The sequence below is a fragment of the Pseudomonas sp. SWI44 genome, assembly GCF_002947915.1.
GTDB classification, from domain to species: domain Bacteria; phylum Pseudomonadota; class Gammaproteobacteria; order Pseudomonadales; family Pseudomonadaceae; genus Aquipseudomonas; species Aquipseudomonas taiwanensis.
In genome coordinates this window covers 1,735,192-1,750,191 of record NZ_CP026674.1, presented here as the reverse complement: position 1 = coordinate 1,750,191, position 15,000 = coordinate 1,735,192, and the positions used below count along the sequence as shown (strand labels likewise).

Below are 15,000 nucleotides of genomic sequence, written 5' to 3'. Positions count from 1 at the left end.
TGGATGCCCGAGGCGGGTACGTATGCTCGCCTGAGACCCTGAGAGGTCCATTTGCGAGACCGACTCTTGAGTCGGCTGATTCGGGATGGCTGGGCCACGGGCGCAATTCGGGATGCTGCGTTTTCTCAAGATTTGGGTCTTTAGCCGTGGGCGGTATCGCGCGAAGGATAGGCGCAGCCCTAATGTACGCCGCCTGGCAGCGCCCGACCTATAGCAGCAGAGTGTCATGTAGCCTAAATAGAGCGGATGGCCAGTTGTCTCTATCTACATCGGATCCGTTACTATAGATGCCTTGCCACGGCTACATGCTGACAGCGGCCAAGGAGGGGCATGATGTGGGTCGATAACGAAACAGACACGGACTTCCTCAATTTTTCTGGGGTAGCCGACACCGTCGCAGAGATCGTGTACCAGGCCAATGGACGTCCGATTTCCATCGGGGTTTCTGGTGCGTGGGGGGCAGGCAAGTCATCCATGATCAAGCTGATCCAGGCGTCGCTACGTAATCCTCCGGAACCGGGGAAAAAGCCTGAGAAAGACTTCGTCTTTGTTGAGTTCAATGCCTGGCTGTACCAAGGGTATGACGATGCGCGCGCTGCATTGATGGATGTCATCGCGTCCCGCCTGCAAGAAGAGGCCGAGGCGCGGCAAACGGCACTCGACAAGGTTACCGAGCTGGCTGAGCGTGTGAATTGGCTGCGTGTGGCCAAGCTTATGGGCGGCGCGGCGGTGTCTTTCGCAGCTGGTGTGCCGGCACCTGGTCTTATCGGTGATATGTGGGGCTTGGCCAAGCAATGGTGGTCTGGTGAGGTCGATCAGGCGATGATCGGCGAGACCCATGATAAAGCCGAGAAGGTGGCGGATGAGGCCAAGAAACTCATCAGGGAAAACCCCAAAAGAACCTCTCCGCCCAAGGAGATTCAGGCGCTTCGAGATAATTTTGAGTCGGTCTTGGACGAGCTTGGTGTCACATTGGTCGTTCTGATCGACGACCTGGATCGTTGCTTGCCCGAAACAACAATCTCGACCCTCGAGGCAATCAGGCTTTTCCTGTTCTTGCGCAATACGGCCTTTGTCATCGCTGCGGATAACGAAATGATCAAGCATGCGGTGCGCCGGCATTTCAGCGGGGTACCGGACGATATCCTGGTCACCAGCTATTTCGACAAGCTGATCCAGGTTCCGATCCGGGTGCCGCCTTTGGGGACGCAGGAAGTGCGGGCGTACATGATGATGCTGTTCACAGAGAACAGCGGCCTGCCCAAAGAAGAGATCGAGTCAATTCGTGTCAGCGTTCGCGATCAGCTTCGGACAACCTGGCAGGGTGGCCGAGTGGACAGGGCCTTCATGCAGTCCCTGTCCAACAAATACCCTGAGGAGCTGATCGGGAAATTCGACACGGCAGAGCGACTTGCAGCAGTGATGACCTCAGCGTCGGGCATTCATGGCAACCCCCGGCTCATCAAGCGGTTTCTAAACGCTCTGGCGATCCGGATGAGTATCTCTCGTGCCCACGGTGTGGGGGTGGATGAGGCAGCATTGGTCAAATTGATGTTGTTCGAGCGCAGCGGGAATCCCAAGGCCTTTGAAGAGCTGATGAAGGCGGTTGCGGCTGATAAGCATGGCAAGCCCGCGATGCTCACCGACTGGGAAGCTGATGTGAAGCAGGGCAAGGACTTTTCTTTGCCGCAGCCCTGGGATCACCCCTTCGTGAAAGAGTGGCTTGCCCTGCCCCCGGCACTGGCGGACAAGGATTTGCGCGGCGCCATTTACGTCAGCCGCGAACATGCGCCGATTATCACGGACGAAGATCGACTTTCATCGACCGCCGCCGAGTTGCTTACCGCGTTGCTCGACTCGCCCGATATGGCGGCTCAGCTCAAGGATCGCCTTGGGCACATTGCTCCCATCGAGATCAATGTGATCATGGATCGACTCCTCGACAAAGCAGGTAGCGAGCAAGAGTGGGGAGTGCCAGCTGTTCTGGATGCGATGCTGGTCATCGCCGGTATTGATGGGTTGCAGGGCCCACGCCTCGCAGCATTTTTGAAAGAGCGTCCGCCCGCGCAGATCCAGGCGGGGATTGTGCCGAAGCTGAAAGACGAAGCATGGGCGAGGTCTGTATTCGATTACTGGCTGAACCTTGATGCCAGTGCCCCTGTTAAAGCTGCAATAAGGAAGTTGAATGGGAACGTCCCAAAATAGCGACGGACCAGGCAAAGGGGTGCCTATGGTGCCCCCGTGGACGCCTCCGCTGCCGCCAGTGCCTCCACCACCTGTTCCACCTCTGCCTCCAGAGCCACAGGATCTGCCAGACCCTGAGCTGCCTGATCCCGGAGAGGATCAGACTGATCAAGATGGTCATCAACCAGATGATTCTCCGGAGGATGACAACGACTCGAGGACAGCTCCGGAGTCGCCGCCACCACTCGCGCCACCAGGCCGTTTTGGCGGGGCGCGTAGGGGGTTGGGTGACTATGCCAAGAACGGTGATCGCAGCGGTCTCCAGAGGAGTTTGAAGCACTACGTCAAGTATGGGTATGGAGGAGCCAAGACCACCACTGCTCGATTTGGCGGCACAGCGGCAGTTGCCGCGATACTGGGCAGTACCCTGCAGTCGGTGGCTGAAGGTACCAGCCAGGCAAATCCGAACCCCATTGATCCCGTTCTATTGAGCGGTCAGTCGGCATCGGAAGTGATGGATGCGCTGGTCGAGGCCGTACGCCCTGTGGATGGCACTCAGGATGCGGAAGCTGAGCGAGCTTCAATCCGTGGTTCTCTATCCGATGTCCTTGTGAAGTACCCCAATGCCGATTTGCTGAATCTGGCTCCTGAGGAGCGGGCCTACGCAATTGAGCGCTTCACCGCGATGGATGTGTTTCACCGGTACGAGCTTGATCTGGGGAAAACGATCCAGGAGAAAGCCTCGTCGGCCTTGGTTGCGGTACGGCGCCTGAAAGAGATCAAGGAGTACATCAAGGAGTGTGTATCGGCGTCCTTTCGCACAATTGCAGCCACTGGAGCACGGTTGACGACGGGGCGGATTTCCCAAGTCGTGACCCAGGCGCTACAGGAGACCTTTGAAGTTTTTGAGGGGTATGTCGAATGAAGTTCATTTGTGGCCCTGCCGGCTTCCAGGTGCGAGCTGTTGACCAGGCGATGCAGGTGGTGATCTATGGCCAGGCGAAAAAGGGGCAGGTAAGTGTTGGAGGCTATGCCCGGCATCTGCTTGAGAAGGCTCACTTGGAAATCTCACCTCAGGCGTGGGATTTTCTGAGCATTGCTCTTTCCGTCGTTGCGGCGGACTTCACAGATCTGCGTGCCAGTAGCACGGATGGATGGACGCGTACGCTCGAACTTCATATTGCTGTTCAGGATCCTGCGTTCTGGAATGCTCAGTCACGAGCGCTGGAAGCTGCGTTGGGCTTTTTGACGACAGACGTGTGGACGTTCGTCTTTCATTCAGGTGGGTATGGGCCACCTGCTCAGCTGCAGGCATTACATCCCCGAGAAGATTCGGTCGCCCTGCTTTCTGGTGGAATGGATAGCCTGATCGGTGCCATCGATCTGGTCGCTCAGGGGGTGAGGCCTTATGCCGTAAGCCAAATTGTCCGGGGGGATGGTGAGAAGCAAGACGCGTTCGCTCAAAGTCTTGGGTTGTCTAGGATCGGCCTCAATCACGTTGCTAAGTCTCCGGGGCCTCAAGAGCCTTCCCAGCGGGCACGATCCATCGTTTTTCTGGCATTTGGATTGGCCGTTGCGACGTCCCTTGATCGCTATCATCAGGGTGATCGCGTACCTCTCTACATCTGTGAGAATGGTTTTATTGCCATCAACCCCCCATTGACCGTGACTCGGCTCGGTAGCTTGAGTACCCGCACCGCGCACCCTGAATACCTCGGTCGATTGCAGCAGATCTTCGATGCTGCCGGTATCAACGTTCAGATTCAGAACCCCTACGCGCTGATGACAAAAGGCGAGATGTTGGCGGGGTGCCTAAACCAGGATCTACTCAAACTGCATGCTGTGACATCGACCAGCTGCGGGCGTTTTCAGCGGTTTGGATACAAGCATTGCGGGCGATGTGTTCCGTGCCAGGTCAGAAGAGCCTCCTTCAAGCGATGGGGTGCGCTGCGAGACAGTACGCCATACGTCTACGGCGACCTGAGCATCGATAGCCCTCAGTATGGGCGCTTCGAAGACGTTCGTTCTGTGGGGATGGCGGTGGCGAGTGTTGCGCAGGACGGGTTCGATCAGTGGCTAGGGCACAGCCTTTTTTCGCCGTTCATTACTGACAGGGTCGGGTATCGGCGAATGCTCGTCCAGGGCCTTGATGAGCTGGCGAAATTGCACTCGTTCTATGGGCTTGTCTGAATGACGCTGCACTAGCCATACTGCATTCATTCATCCGGGCTCAAGCGAGCTCTCAGAAACTCGATGAATCCCTGCGTCTTTGCGGGCAGCAGTCTCGTCTCTTTCATCGCGTAGATAGTGATGGGCTGGCCTTCCCAGCCCTCAAGTACCTGAACCAACTTACCACTGGCGACTTCTTCAGCGACGATTTCCGCTAGGGCTAGCAGGATTGAAACCTCACATAGCCTAGACAAATCGCAGAGTGTCTGCTTATGGCTGTTTGTAGCCTGCTGCGACCGGCTACTTTGGGACAGTGTTTGTTGATCAGCGTATCAAAACGACTTTTCTGTCCCGATTCTCCTGGATAGCTGACACCGATAGATTGCCCGTCGCTGATTCCTGGATGTGCTCACTCCACCAGGCCATCATTGGGCGTCTCCGTTCGATGTAGTCCGCACGGTTGTAGGCGCTGCGAACCTCGTCCTTATCGACGTGGGCAAGTGCTACCTCGATTAATTCGGGATCCCAGCCATGCTCGTTGAGGATGGTGCTGGCCATCGAGCGCATGCCGTGGCTGACCAGACGCCCCTCGAAGCCCATTCGCTTCAGCGCCATGTTGGCAGTCTGGCTGTTGCAGTGGGTGCGGGGGTTCCGGTCTGCGGGGAACACATACTCCCGATGTCCGCTGTAGGGTTTGATCGCTTCCAGGAGCGCGAGAGCCTGCTCTGTGAGCGGGACAATGTGCGTGCGGCGCTTCTTCATACGCTCCGCAGGGATCGTCCAGATCTTCTTCTCGATGTCGATATCTGCCCAGCGGGTGGTTGCTGCCTCCACTGGCCGGGTCATGGTGTGGAGCTGCCACTCGATCAGGCAGCGGGTTGTTCTTTTTATGCTGGCATTGGCGATTGCCACCATGAGCTCTTTCAGCTCATCGGGGGGCAGTGCCGCCATGTTTTTCTTTTTCGGTTTCTTGAAGACGGAGCGGATACCGCTGAGCGGGTTCGCGTGAATCAGTCCCGAGTTGACCCCGTAGGTCATGATTTCGTTGAGCCGCTGCGTCAGCCGCTTCACGGTTTCAAGGCTGCCCTTGGTTTCGAGTGGTCGGAGCAGATTGATGACTTGCGGTGCGTTGATGGCTGAGATCGGTGTGGAGCCCAAGTCCGGGAATATGTGCAATGTTAGCGAGCGCCAGATGTCCTCAGCGTAGGCCGGCGTCACAGCATCCTTCTTCAGTTCATACCAGGACGTCGCCACATTCTGAAGTGTGTGCTCAGTCGCAGCTTGTTTAGCTTGCAGCACAGCATCCCGCTTCTCTTTAGGGTCGATGCCGTGGGCAAGTGCTTCCCTCGCTTCAACGGAACCCTTGCGTGCTTGGGCCAGCGAGACTTCGGGGAAGGTTCCCAGTCCCATGTTGATCCGCTTCTTCGTCACTGGGTGTCGATAGTTGAAGTTCCACAGCTTGGAACCATTGCTTCTCACTCGCATTTGAAGTCCACCGCCATCAAATAGGACGTAGTCCTTTTCAGCAGGCTTGGCAGATTTGACTTTGAGTTCAGAGAGGCGGGTAGCTTGTGCGCACATTGGCATTCCAGACTTGATTTTGGCATTCCAAAAATTAGCACCTACGGGCTTGGAATGCCATTTGGAATGCCAAAAGGTGTAGCTGCTCATGGACGTCCGTGGACGCCGATGGCGTAGAAAGCCGCGTATTTACTGGCTTTCAGACACAAAAAAAGACGTCCGTGGACGTCTTTAGATGTAAATTTGGTGGAGCCGGGGGGATTTGAACCCCCGTCCGCCAGTACTCCGCTGTCGGTACTACATGCTTAGCCGTGTCTACTGAGTTAATCCGCAGCCGCCCGACGGGCAGGGTGCTTTGGACGAGTTGGGTAAGTTTTAGTCGCTTTGCCCCCAACGTGCTACACGACGATCCTGTTCTGTATGACAATCATTTCGGGTTTACAGGCATCCCCTGATGATTGCTGGAGCCGAAGCTACCAGGAGAGCGGGCTCAGCTGCTTACGCAGCGAGAGCGTAGCCCTCGTAGTTTTCGTCATTGGCAACTATAGAAAGTTGCAACAGTGGATTTACGAGTTCTGTTACCAACTCGGCATGCACCTAGAGTTTCGCTACCGGCGTCGAATCCTGATCGGCCCCACGCTACAGCTCTCTAGCTGGCTTACCTTTCGGTACGCACGATGGAGTATACGCGTTTGCGCGGGCGACGTCGACTGTCCGTCCTGTCGCCCGCCCCTTGGGGTCACGCTCCGCTCGGGGAGCCGCTGCTCTTGTCGGTTTTCTCCAGACGCTCAAGCACTTTGGTGGTGATGGCGATGCACTCTTTGGTATCGCCTGAGGCTTGTGCTGCCTTGGCTTTGTCGACGTGCTCGGTGATGGCTTTGTCCAGGCCTTCGGAGGTGGCGCCAGCGGTGGCCATGCTGTCGTCGATTTTCTGCAGGTTGGCCGTGCAAAGGTCTTCGGCGGCGAACGCTGGGGCAGCCAGGAGGGTGGCCGCGGCGAAGAGGGCGGAAAGCGCAGTACCTTTCATGGGTGTCTCCTTTGAGGGCCTCTGGAAGGTGGGCCTGTTAGGTGGACTGTGGGGAGGTGCCGAGGGTTCAATCGGGGTGGTGGGGGGGGGAGGGCTTGGGGTTGTTAGGGGGGATTGGGCGCGGCGCATCGCGAGCAAGGCTCGCTCCTACACTGGTTGGGGGCCGTTTTTGCCGATGCGATATGTGTGCGAGCGCTTGGGTGCCTAGCGCGATACCGGGTCGTACATACCAGGCGGTCTCGCGGATCTGTCACTGGCGTTATTGGCCCGAAACAGACGTAGGGAGCCAACTGTCTTTGCGCTTACGCCCGACCAACGCACCTATTAGGGCGTGCAGGCGCTAATTCTGCCTCCAGGGTACACGTTCGAACTGGCTGATCACCCCCAAGGCATCGCCCATGGGGGCCTGGGAGATCGAGCGCCGCCCGTACGGCGCATCGCGAGCAAGGCTCGCTCCTACGATTCCTGCGGGATTCGCGCGCGAACGCCTGGGTGCATGGCACCATATCGTGTCGTACAAACCAGGCGGTCGCGCGCATCTGTCACTGTCGTGACTGGCCCGAAACAGACGTAGGCGCGAGCCTTGCTCGCGATGCGCCGCGCGGGCGGCGCTCGATCTCCCATCCCCTGAACACCTCAAGGCGATCACCTCTCGAGACCACCCACCGCCCTCAACTCACCCCCCCCCGAGGCCGTGTCACGCGGTCCACCAGGTACACCAGCCCGTGGTAGTCGATACCGCTATGACTGGACAACCCAATCTCACAGGTACGACTCGTAGAAATGCCCTCACTGCAATACTGCACCGCATCCTTCAAGCTGCGCAGCGAATGCGCATTGAGCTCAGGCGTGGTGAAGCCCTTGTCACCGGCAAAGCCGCAGCAGTGAATCCCTTCCGGGATCACCACCTGATTGCTGCAACGCCGCGCCAGGTCGATCAGGGCCTGGCTCTCGCCCAGGTGCTGGGTGCTGCAGGTCACATGCACGGCCACCGGCTCGTCCTGAGGGGTGAACTCCAGCTTGTCGAGCAGGTGAGTGCGGATAAAGCGCACCGGGTCGTACAGGTCCAGGCGGGTTTCACCCAGGTCCTGCACCAGGCGCAGGGTGCAGGGGCTGGTGTCGCAATAGATCGGGTCGAGGCCGCCACGGCTGGCATGCAGCAGGGCGTTGATCAGCTCCTGGCGCTTGTGCTCCGCTTGCTCGGGATAACCTTTCGAGGCGAACGGCTGGCCGCAGCACAGGCTGTCGGCGTTCTCCGGGAACACCACCTGGTAACCTGCCTTCTCCAGCAGGGCGCGGGTCTTGTCGAGCAGTGAACTTTGCTCGCGGTCGGCATAAGCCGGGCCCATCACCCGCGAGACGCAGGCAGCCAGGTACACCACGCGTGGTCGGGCGTCGTTGCTGGCCGTGCCGAAATCCAGCGGGCGCAGCGGCTGGGGCATTGCCGGCGTCCACTGTGGCAAGCGGCCTTTACTGGCTTTGCTCAGGCTGGCGCTCAGGCGGCCCAGGCGGGGGGCGCCGAGCAGCTTGCGGGCGGTGTTGGCGGCGGTCAGGGTCAGGCGGGCACCGCCCAGCGCGGTGCCGAAGTGGTCGGCCAGCCAATCGGCGGTCTTGCCATGCTCGGCGGCCTGGCTGCGCAATTTCTTCACCAGTTCGCCGGTGTTGATGCCCACCGGGCAGCGCTGGGCGCACAGGCCGGTGGCAGCACAGGTGTCGATGCCTTGGTATTGGTAGGTCTGCAGCAGTTCGCGGGTGTCGATGCCGGCGCGTTTCTTGGCCTGGATGTCGCGCCACATGACGATGCGTTGGCGTGGGCTGAGGGTAAGGCCCTTGGACGGGCACACGGGCTCGCAGAAGCCGCACTCGATGCACTTGTCGACGATCTCGTCGGCCGCCGGCAGGGGCTTGAGGTGCTTGAGGTGGATGTCCGGGTCTTCGCTCAGCACCACGTCCGGGTTGAGGATGCCGTTGGGGTCGAGCAGGCGCTTGAGCGTCCACATCAGCTGATAGGCATCATGGCCCCACTCCAATTCGACGAACGGCGCCATGTTGCGGCCGGTGCCGTGTTCGGCCTTGAGCGAACCGCCGAACTCCACCGCCACCAGTTGCGCCACGTCATCCATGAAGGCTTGGTAGCGCGCCACTTCCTCGGCGCTGTTGAAGCCTTGGGTGAAGACGAAGTGCAGGTTGCCCTCCAGCGCATGGCCGAAAATGATCGCTTCGTCGTAGCGGTGCTTGTCGAACAGCTGGATCAGCCGGTTGACGCCTTCGGCCAGTTGCTCGATGGGGAAGGTCACGTCTTCGATGATCACGGTGGTGCCGGTCTGGCGCACGGCGCCGACAGCGGGGAAGGTGTCCTTGCGGATTTTCCACAGCTGGTTGTACACCGCGGGGTCTTCGCTGAAGTCGACTTGCTGCTCCAGCGGGAACTCGGCGATGGAGGTCATTACCTGCTGCAGTTGTTCGTGCAGCAGGCTCCGGCTGGCGGCGCGGGACTCGATCAGCAGGGCGCAGGCGTGGTCCGACAGGCCTTTTACCCACAGCGGCATGCCGGGCATGTCCTGCACTGAACGCAGGCTGCGGCGGTCGAGCAGTTCGACGGCGGAAACCGGCTGGCGCTTGAGCACGGTCACGGCGCGGCAGCAGCTTTCCACGCTGGGGAACACCAGCAGGGCGCTGGCTTTGTGCGGGTGGTCCGGCACGGTGTCGTAGGTGACGGCGCTGATGAAGCCCAGGGTGCCTTCGGAACCGACCAGCAGGTGCTGCAGGATATCCAGCGGTTTGTCGTAGTCCACCAGGGCGTTCAGCGACAGACCGGTGGTGTTCTTGAGCCGGTACTTGTGGCGGATGCGGTCGGCCAGTTCGGTGTTGGCGCGGGTTTCCCGACCGAGGCGGGCCAGGGCTTCGAGCAGGCTGGCGTGGCTGTGCTCGAAGGCTGCGACGCTGGCGGGGTCCTCGCTGTCCAGGCGCGTGCCATCGGCCAGCACCAGGCGCATGCCGGCCAGGGTGTGGTAAGTGTTCTGGGCCGTGCCGCAGCACATGCCGCTGGCGTTGTTGGCGACGATGCCGCCGATCTTGCAGGCATTGATCGAGGCCGGGTCGGGGCCGATCTTGCGGCCAAAGGGGGCCAGCCAGGCGTTGGCCTGGGCACCGATGACGCCGGGCTGCAGGCGGATCTGCTCGCCCTGGCCACGGATTTCGCGGCCGTTCCAGTTGTCGCCCAGGACGATCAGCACCGAGTCGCTGATGGCCTGGCCAGACAAGCTGGTGCCAGCCGCGCGGAAGGTGACCGGCACGCGTTCGCGCTGGGCCAGGTGGAGCAGGCCGACCACTTCGTCCTCGGACTCGACGCGCACGACCAGTTTGGGAATCAACCGGTAAAAGCTGGCGTCCGTGCCGAAGGCCAGGGTCGAGGTCGGGTCGTCGAAACGGCGTTCGGCGGGGATCAGGCGCTCGGCATCACGCAGGAACGCGGCGGGCAGGCTCATGCAGTCTCCTCGCGGGGCCGGGCGTCTGTCGCGCCGCGTGCCCCGGGTTTATCAGGCAGTCAGGCGGGGATGGCTTCGTGGGAGCGGCTCAGCGCGCCCAGTTCGCGAACCAGCGAATCGCGGGTGATTTCGCTGATCGACTTGGCACCGGTCAGCACCATCGCCACGCGCATTTCCTTCTCGAACAGTTCGAGCAGGTTCTTCACCCCAGCCTGGCCGTGGACGGCGAGGGCATAGAGGAAGGCGCGGCCGATCAGGACGGTGTCGGCACCCAGGGCGATCATGCGCACCACGTCCAGGCCACTGCGAATGCCCGAGTCGGCGAGAATCTTCAGGTCGCCTTTCACCGCGTCGGCAATCGCCGGCAGGGCGCGGGCGCTGGACAGCACGCCGTCGAGCTGGCGGCCGCCGTGGTTGGACACCACGATGCCGTCGGCGCCGAACTTGACCGCGTCGCGGGCGTCGTCGGCGTCGAGAATGCCCTTGATGATCATCGGGCCGTCCCAGAATTCACGAATCCATTCCAGGTCTTTCCACGAGATCGACGGGTCGAAGTTGTTGCCCAGCCAGCCGATGTAGTCGGCCAGGCCGGTGGGGTTGCCCCGGTACTTGGAGATGTTGCCCAGGTCGTGCGGGCGGCCCATCACGCCAACGTCCCACGCCCATTCAGGGTGGGTCATGGCTTGCAGCACGCGGCGCAGCGGGCCGTTCTTGCCGCTCATGCCGGAGTGGGCATCGCGGTAGCGGGCACCCGGCACTGGCATGTCGACGGTGAACACCAGCGTCTTCACGCCGGCGGCCTTGGCGCGCTCCAGGGCGTTGCGCATGAAGCCGCGGTCTTTGAGGACATACAGCTGGAACCACATGGGCCGGTCGATGGCCGGAGCCACTTCTTCGATCGGGCACACCGACACCGTGGACAGGGTGAACGGAATGCCATGGGCAGCGGCTGCGCGCGCCGCCTGCACTTCACCACGGCGCGCGTACATGCCGGTCAGGCCAACGGGCGCCAGGGCCACGGGCATGCTCAGGGTTTCATCGAACAGCTGGGTCTTCAGGCTCAGCTCGGACATGTTCTTCAGTACGCGCTGGCGCAGGGCGATGCTGGCCAGGTCCGAGACGTTGTGACGCAAGGTGTGCTCGGCGTAAGCGCCGCCGTCGGCGTAGTGGAAGAGGAAAGGGGGCAGCTTGCGTTGGGCCGCGGCGCGATAGTCGGTGGAGGCGGAAATGATCATGGATTCTCGCAGCGTGGGTTGAGGAAGTTACCGGGCGCGCCATGGCGCCCGGCCCCTTTCACTTTAGTGATGAACCAGCATGCCGGTCAGCCAGTAAGCCTGGATCAGGGTGATTAGGCCGACGATGGTGGCGAAGAACAGGCTGTGCTTGACGGTGAAGCGGAACAGGTCGGATTCCTTGCCGACCAGGCCGGTCGCGGCGCAGGCCACGGCGATCGACTGCGGCGAGATCATCTTGCCGGTCACGCCGCCGCTGGTGTTGGCAGCCACCAACAGGGTGTCGTTGACCCCGATCTGGTGCGCGGTGGTGGCCTGCAGCGAGCTGAACAGCGCGTTGGACGAGGTGTCGGAACCGGTCAGGAACACGCCCAGCCAGCCGAGGAACGGCGAGAAGAACGGGAAGGCAGCGCCAGTACCAGCCAGCACCAGTGCCAGGGTCGACGACATGCCCGAGTAGTTGGTGACGAAGGCGAAGGCCAACACCATGCCAATCGAGAGAATGGGCCAGCGCAGCTCCCAGAGGGTTTCTTTGAAAGTGGTCAGACCAGTTTTGACGTTGATCTTGAGCACTGCCATGGAGATCAGCGCCGACAGGAAGATCGCGGTGCCGGTGGCGGAGATTGGGTCGAGCTTGAACACGGCCGGCATTGCGGTGGCGGTGGTGACGATCGGCGCGGTCTTGATCACCAGCTGGTCAAGGTGCGGGATGGCGAAGTTGAACACGAAGTTGTACATCGATCCGCCAGCGGCGAAGGCGGCTTTGAACGGCTTCAGGGTCCAGAGGGTGACCAGCACGGTGAGGATCAGGAACGGCGACCAGGCCTTGAAGATCTCGCCCAGGCTGTAGGGCGAAGGCTGGCTGCCACCGCTGCTGACCACGGCGGCGCCGACACTGCCCTTGGCTTCTGCGAACGAGCGCTTGGGTTGCCACACTTTCAGGAACAGGGTCAGGGCGATCAGGCTGGCCAGTGCCGAGGTGATGTCCGGCAGTTCTGGGCCGATGAAGTTCGAGGTGAAGTACTGGGTGACGGCGAAGCTCAGGCCTGCGACCAGGGCTGCTGGCCAGGTTTCTTTCACGCCTCGCAGGCCGTCCATCATGAACACCAGCCAGAACGGTACGAACAGCGACAGCAGCGGCAGTTGACGACCGGTCATGGCGCCAATGTGGAAGGCGTCGATACCGGTGACCTGGCCCGCAACGATGATCGGGATACCCAGGGCGCCGAAGGCCACGGGCGCGGTGTTGGCGATCAGGCACAGACCGGCGGCGTACAGCGGGTTGAAGCCCAGGCCGACCAGCAGCGCGGCCGTGATGGCCACCGGTGCGCCGAAGCCGGCCGCGCCTTCGAGGAAGGCACCGAAGCAGAAGCCGATCAGCAGCACCTGCAGGCGCTGGTCATCGGTGATCGACAGCACCGAGCTGCGGATGACTTCGAACTGGCCGCTCTTGACCGTGAGTTTGTAGAGGAACACCGCGGCAACGATGATCCAGGCAATTGGCCAGAGGCCGTAGAGGAAGCCATAACCGGCGGCGGCGAAGGCCATGTCGGCAGGCATCTGGAAGGCGAAGATCGCCACCAGGATCGACAGTGCAAGGGTGATGCTGCCGGCGACGTGGCCTTTGAGGCGGAACACGGCGAGCGCGAGGAAGAAGAACACGATAGGGATGACCGCCGCCAGTGCGGACAGGCCGAGACTACCAAGCGGGGTATAGAGTTGTTGCCAGGTTTGCATATGGGGTGGCCCCTAATTGTTGTTGGTCAGGCACTGGCATTGGATAATTGGTAAGACCAATTTACAATGGCTGGACGCTAGGTTAAAAGCGCTGTCGTGGGTGTGTCAATTTGTCCGAGGCAAAACTTTGGTCGCGTGCCGATGAGTGGCCAGCTGATTGGCTGGCAAAATCCATAGCTGATGGGTGTCTGCGCGGCGCGGATCGGCGAGAATAGACGCCCCCCGAAACAAGCAGGGGGTTCGTGGAGAGCATGTGATGGTTTTTGATCAGGTCCGCCAACGGCGTCTGTCCGACGACATCGTCGATCGGTTGGAAGGGATGATTCTCGAGGGTACCTTGACCTCCGGGCAGCGGCTTCCTGCGGAGCGCGTGCTGGCCGAGCAGTTCGGGGTGTCCCGTCCGTCGCTGCGCGAGGCCATCCAGAAGCTGGTGGCCAAAGGGTTGCTGGTCAGCCGTCAGGGTGGCGGCAACTATGTCGCGCAGAGCCTCGGTTCGACCTTCAGTGACCCTCTGCTCCAGCTGCTCGAGCACAGCGCCGAGGCGCAGCGCGATTTGCTCGAGTTTCGCCATACCCTGGAGGCGTCCTGCGCCTATTACGCGGCGCAGCGTGCCACCGAGCCTGATCGCGTGCGCCTGAAGGCGGCATTCGACACCTTGCAGGACTGCTATACCCGGGTCGATGAAGTCACCCGGGCGGAGGAGGGCGCAGCCGATGCGCGTTTCCACTTGGCCATTGCCGAGGCCAGCCACAATGCGGTGCTGCTGCACACCATCCGTGGGTTGTTCGACCTGCTCAAGCGTAACGTGGTGACCAATATCGGCGGCATGTACCAGCAGCGCTCAGAAACCCGGGACATGCTGATCAGTCAGCACCGGGAGCTGTACCTGGCGATTGTCGAGGGCAGGGCTGACGATGCGCGGGAGGTGTCCAGCCGGCACATTCTGTATGTGCAGGAGGTGCTGGAGGAGGCGCATGAAGAGGCGCAGCGGGTCGCGCGGGCGGAGCGGCGTAGCGGGCGTTGAGTACGCTGGCCTTTTCGCGGGTTTGCCCGCGAAAGGGCCAGCACAGGCCGAAGCGTATTACTCTTCCTTGCCCTTGTTGCGCACCGCACGCTGCAGCTCGCGGTTGGAGTCGCGTTCGCGCATGGTATCGCGCTTGTCGAACTCCTTCTTGCCCTTGCCAAGCGCGATTTCGCACTTGATCAGGTGCTTGCTCCAGTACAGCGACAGCGCCACGCAGGTGTAGCCTTTTTGCGCCACGGAGGCTTCCACGCGCTCGAGCTCGCGCTTGTTCAGCAGCAGCTTGCGGGTGCGGGTGGGGTCGGCGATGACATGCGTGCTGGCGGTGGTCAGCGGGGTGATGTGGCTGCCGAACAGCCAGGCCTCGCCATCCTTGAGCAGCACGTAGCTGTCGGTCAGGTGTGCCTTGCCGGCCCGCAGGCTCTTTACTTCCCAACCGGACAGGACCAGTCCGGCCTCGAACTTGTGTTCGATGAAGTAATCGTGTCGCGCCTTCTTGTTTTGCGCGATGGTCCCGGTCGGATGTTTCTTTTGTTTAGCCATAGGGGCGGCATTATAGGCAGTCGCTGCGTCGTCGGCTACGGGATTTCAGTGTGCTTGAGCCAGTGGAATGAATACCGG

The 15,000-nt window shown here is 61.0% G+C and carries 10 protein-coding genes and 1 other RNA gene; 4 read left to right on the top strand and 7 right to left on the bottom strand.

What is annotated here, in order from left to right:
* The first annotated feature begins 333 nt into the window (after nucleotides 1-333).
* From C4Q26_RS08375 to qatC, 3 genes are all read left to right on the top strand, one after another.
* The gene (locus C4Q26_RS08375) at nucleotides 334-2,205 is read left to right on the top strand and encodes a P-loop NTPase fold protein (protein WP_104882967.1); all 1,872 of its coding nucleotides are present in this window, start codon (nucleotides 334-336) and stop codon (nucleotides 2,203-2,205) included.
* A 310-nt stretch (nucleotides 2,206-2,515) separates the two neighbouring features.
* Nucleotides 2,516-3,109 carry a Qat anti-phage system associated protein QatB gene (qatB, locus tag C4Q26_RS28290; RefSeq protein ID WP_256583391.1) on the top strand — a complete coding sequence of 198 codons (594 nt, stop codon included), beginning with the start codon at nucleotides 2,516-2,518 and terminating at the stop codon, nucleotides 3,107-3,109.
* Nucleotides 3,106-4,374, top strand: a complete 1,269-nt coding sequence (qatC, locus tag C4Q26_RS08365) for a Qat anti-phage system QueC-like protein QatC (protein ID WP_104882966.1) — start codon at nucleotides 3,106-3,108, stop codon at nucleotides 4,372-4,374. The genes qatB and qatC overlap by 4 nt, the downstream gene beginning before the upstream one ends.
* Nucleotides 4,375-4,677: 303 nt before the next feature.
* Here the strand turns inward: qatC and C4Q26_RS08355 are convergent, their stop codons facing one another.
* The 6 genes from C4Q26_RS08355 to C4Q26_RS08330 form a co-directional block, all read right to left on the bottom strand.
* Complete coding sequence (locus C4Q26_RS08355) at nucleotides 4,678-5,934, bottom strand: integrase domain-containing protein (RefSeq protein ID WP_104882965.1); 1,257 nt, start codon at nucleotides 5,932-5,934, stop codon at nucleotides 4,678-4,680.
* Between the two features lie 184 nt (nucleotides 5,935-6,118).
* Nucleotides 6,119-6,510: a transfer-messenger RNA gene (gene ssrA, locus C4Q26_RS08350) on the bottom strand.
* A gap of 103 nt (nucleotides 6,511-6,613) precedes the next feature.
* On the bottom strand, nucleotides 6,614-6,901 hold the full coding sequence (locus tag C4Q26_RS08345) for a hypothetical protein (RefSeq protein ID WP_023378599.1): 288 nt from the start codon (nucleotides 6,899-6,901) through the stop codon (nucleotides 6,614-6,616).
* A 671-nt stretch (nucleotides 6,902-7,572) separates the two neighbouring features.
* Nucleotides 7,573-10,389: an FAD-binding and (Fe-S)-binding domain-containing protein gene (locus C4Q26_RS08340; RefSeq protein WP_104882964.1), complete on the bottom strand. Its 2,817-nt coding sequence runs from the start codon at nucleotides 10,387-10,389 to the stop codon at nucleotides 7,573-7,575.
* A 59-nt stretch (nucleotides 10,390-10,448) separates the two neighbouring features.
* Nucleotides 10,449-11,624 carry an FMN-dependent L-lactate dehydrogenase LldD gene (lldD, locus tag C4Q26_RS08335; RefSeq protein WP_023378601.1) on the bottom strand — a complete coding sequence of 392 codons (1,176 nt, stop codon included), beginning with the start codon at nucleotides 11,622-11,624 and terminating at the stop codon, nucleotides 10,449-10,451.
* Nucleotides 11,625-11,687: 63 nt separating this feature from the next.
* A complete protein-coding gene (locus C4Q26_RS08330; protein ID WP_023378602.1) occupies nucleotides 11,688-13,358 on the bottom strand; it encodes a lactate permease LctP family transporter in 1,671 nt (556 codons plus the stop codon).
* Between the two features lie 256 nt (nucleotides 13,359-13,614).
* Here C4Q26_RS08330 and C4Q26_RS08325 point away from each other — a divergent pair, with 256 nt between their 5' ends.
* Nucleotides 13,615-14,382 (top strand): FCD domain-containing protein, encoded by a 768-nt coding sequence (locus tag C4Q26_RS08325; protein WP_023378603.1) that lies wholly within the window; start codon nucleotides 13,615-13,617, stop codon nucleotides 14,380-14,382.
* Between the two features lie 57 nt (nucleotides 14,383-14,439).
* On the opposite strand, the gene smpB is transcribed toward C4Q26_RS08325, so the two are convergent.
* Nucleotides 14,440-14,922, bottom strand: a complete 483-nt coding sequence (gene smpB, locus C4Q26_RS08320) for an SsrA-binding protein SmpB (protein ID WP_023378604.1) — start codon at nucleotides 14,920-14,922, stop codon at nucleotides 14,440-14,442.
* Nucleotides 14,923-15,000 lie beyond the last annotated feature (78 nt).

Coding starts and splice junctions, on each gene's coding strand:
- smpB (WP_023378604.1), bottom strand. CDS start 14,922: ATGGCTAAACAAAAGAAACATCCGACCGGGACCATCGCGCAAAACAAG.
- C4Q26_RS08355 (WP_104882965.1), bottom strand. CDS start 5,934: ATGTGCGCACAAGCTACCCGCCTCTCTGAACTCAAAGTCAAATCTGCC.
- lldD (WP_023378601.1), bottom strand. CDS start 11,624: ATGATCATTTCCGCCTCCACCGACTATCGCGCCGCGGCCCAACGCAAG.
- C4Q26_RS08375 (WP_104882967.1), top strand. CDS start 334: ATGTGGGTCGATAACGAAACAGACACGGACTTCCTCAATTTTTCTGGG.
- C4Q26_RS08330 (WP_023378602.1), bottom strand. CDS start 13,358: ATGCAAACCTGGCAACAACTCTATACCCCGCTTGGTAGTCTCGGCCTG.
- C4Q26_RS08345 (WP_023378599.1), bottom strand. CDS start 6,901: ATGAAAGGTACTGCGCTTTCCGCCCTCTTCGCCGCGGCCACCCTCCTG.
- qatC (WP_104882966.1), top strand. CDS start 3,106: ATGAAGTTCATTTGTGGCCCTGCCGGCTTCCAGGTGCGAGCTGTTGAC.
- C4Q26_RS08340 (WP_104882964.1), bottom strand. CDS start 10,389: ATGAGCCTGCCCGCCGCGTTCCTGCGTGATGCCGAGCGCCTGATCCCC.
- C4Q26_RS08325 (WP_023378603.1), top strand. CDS start 13,615: ATGGTTTTTGATCAGGTCCGCCAACGGCGTCTGTCCGACGACATCGTC.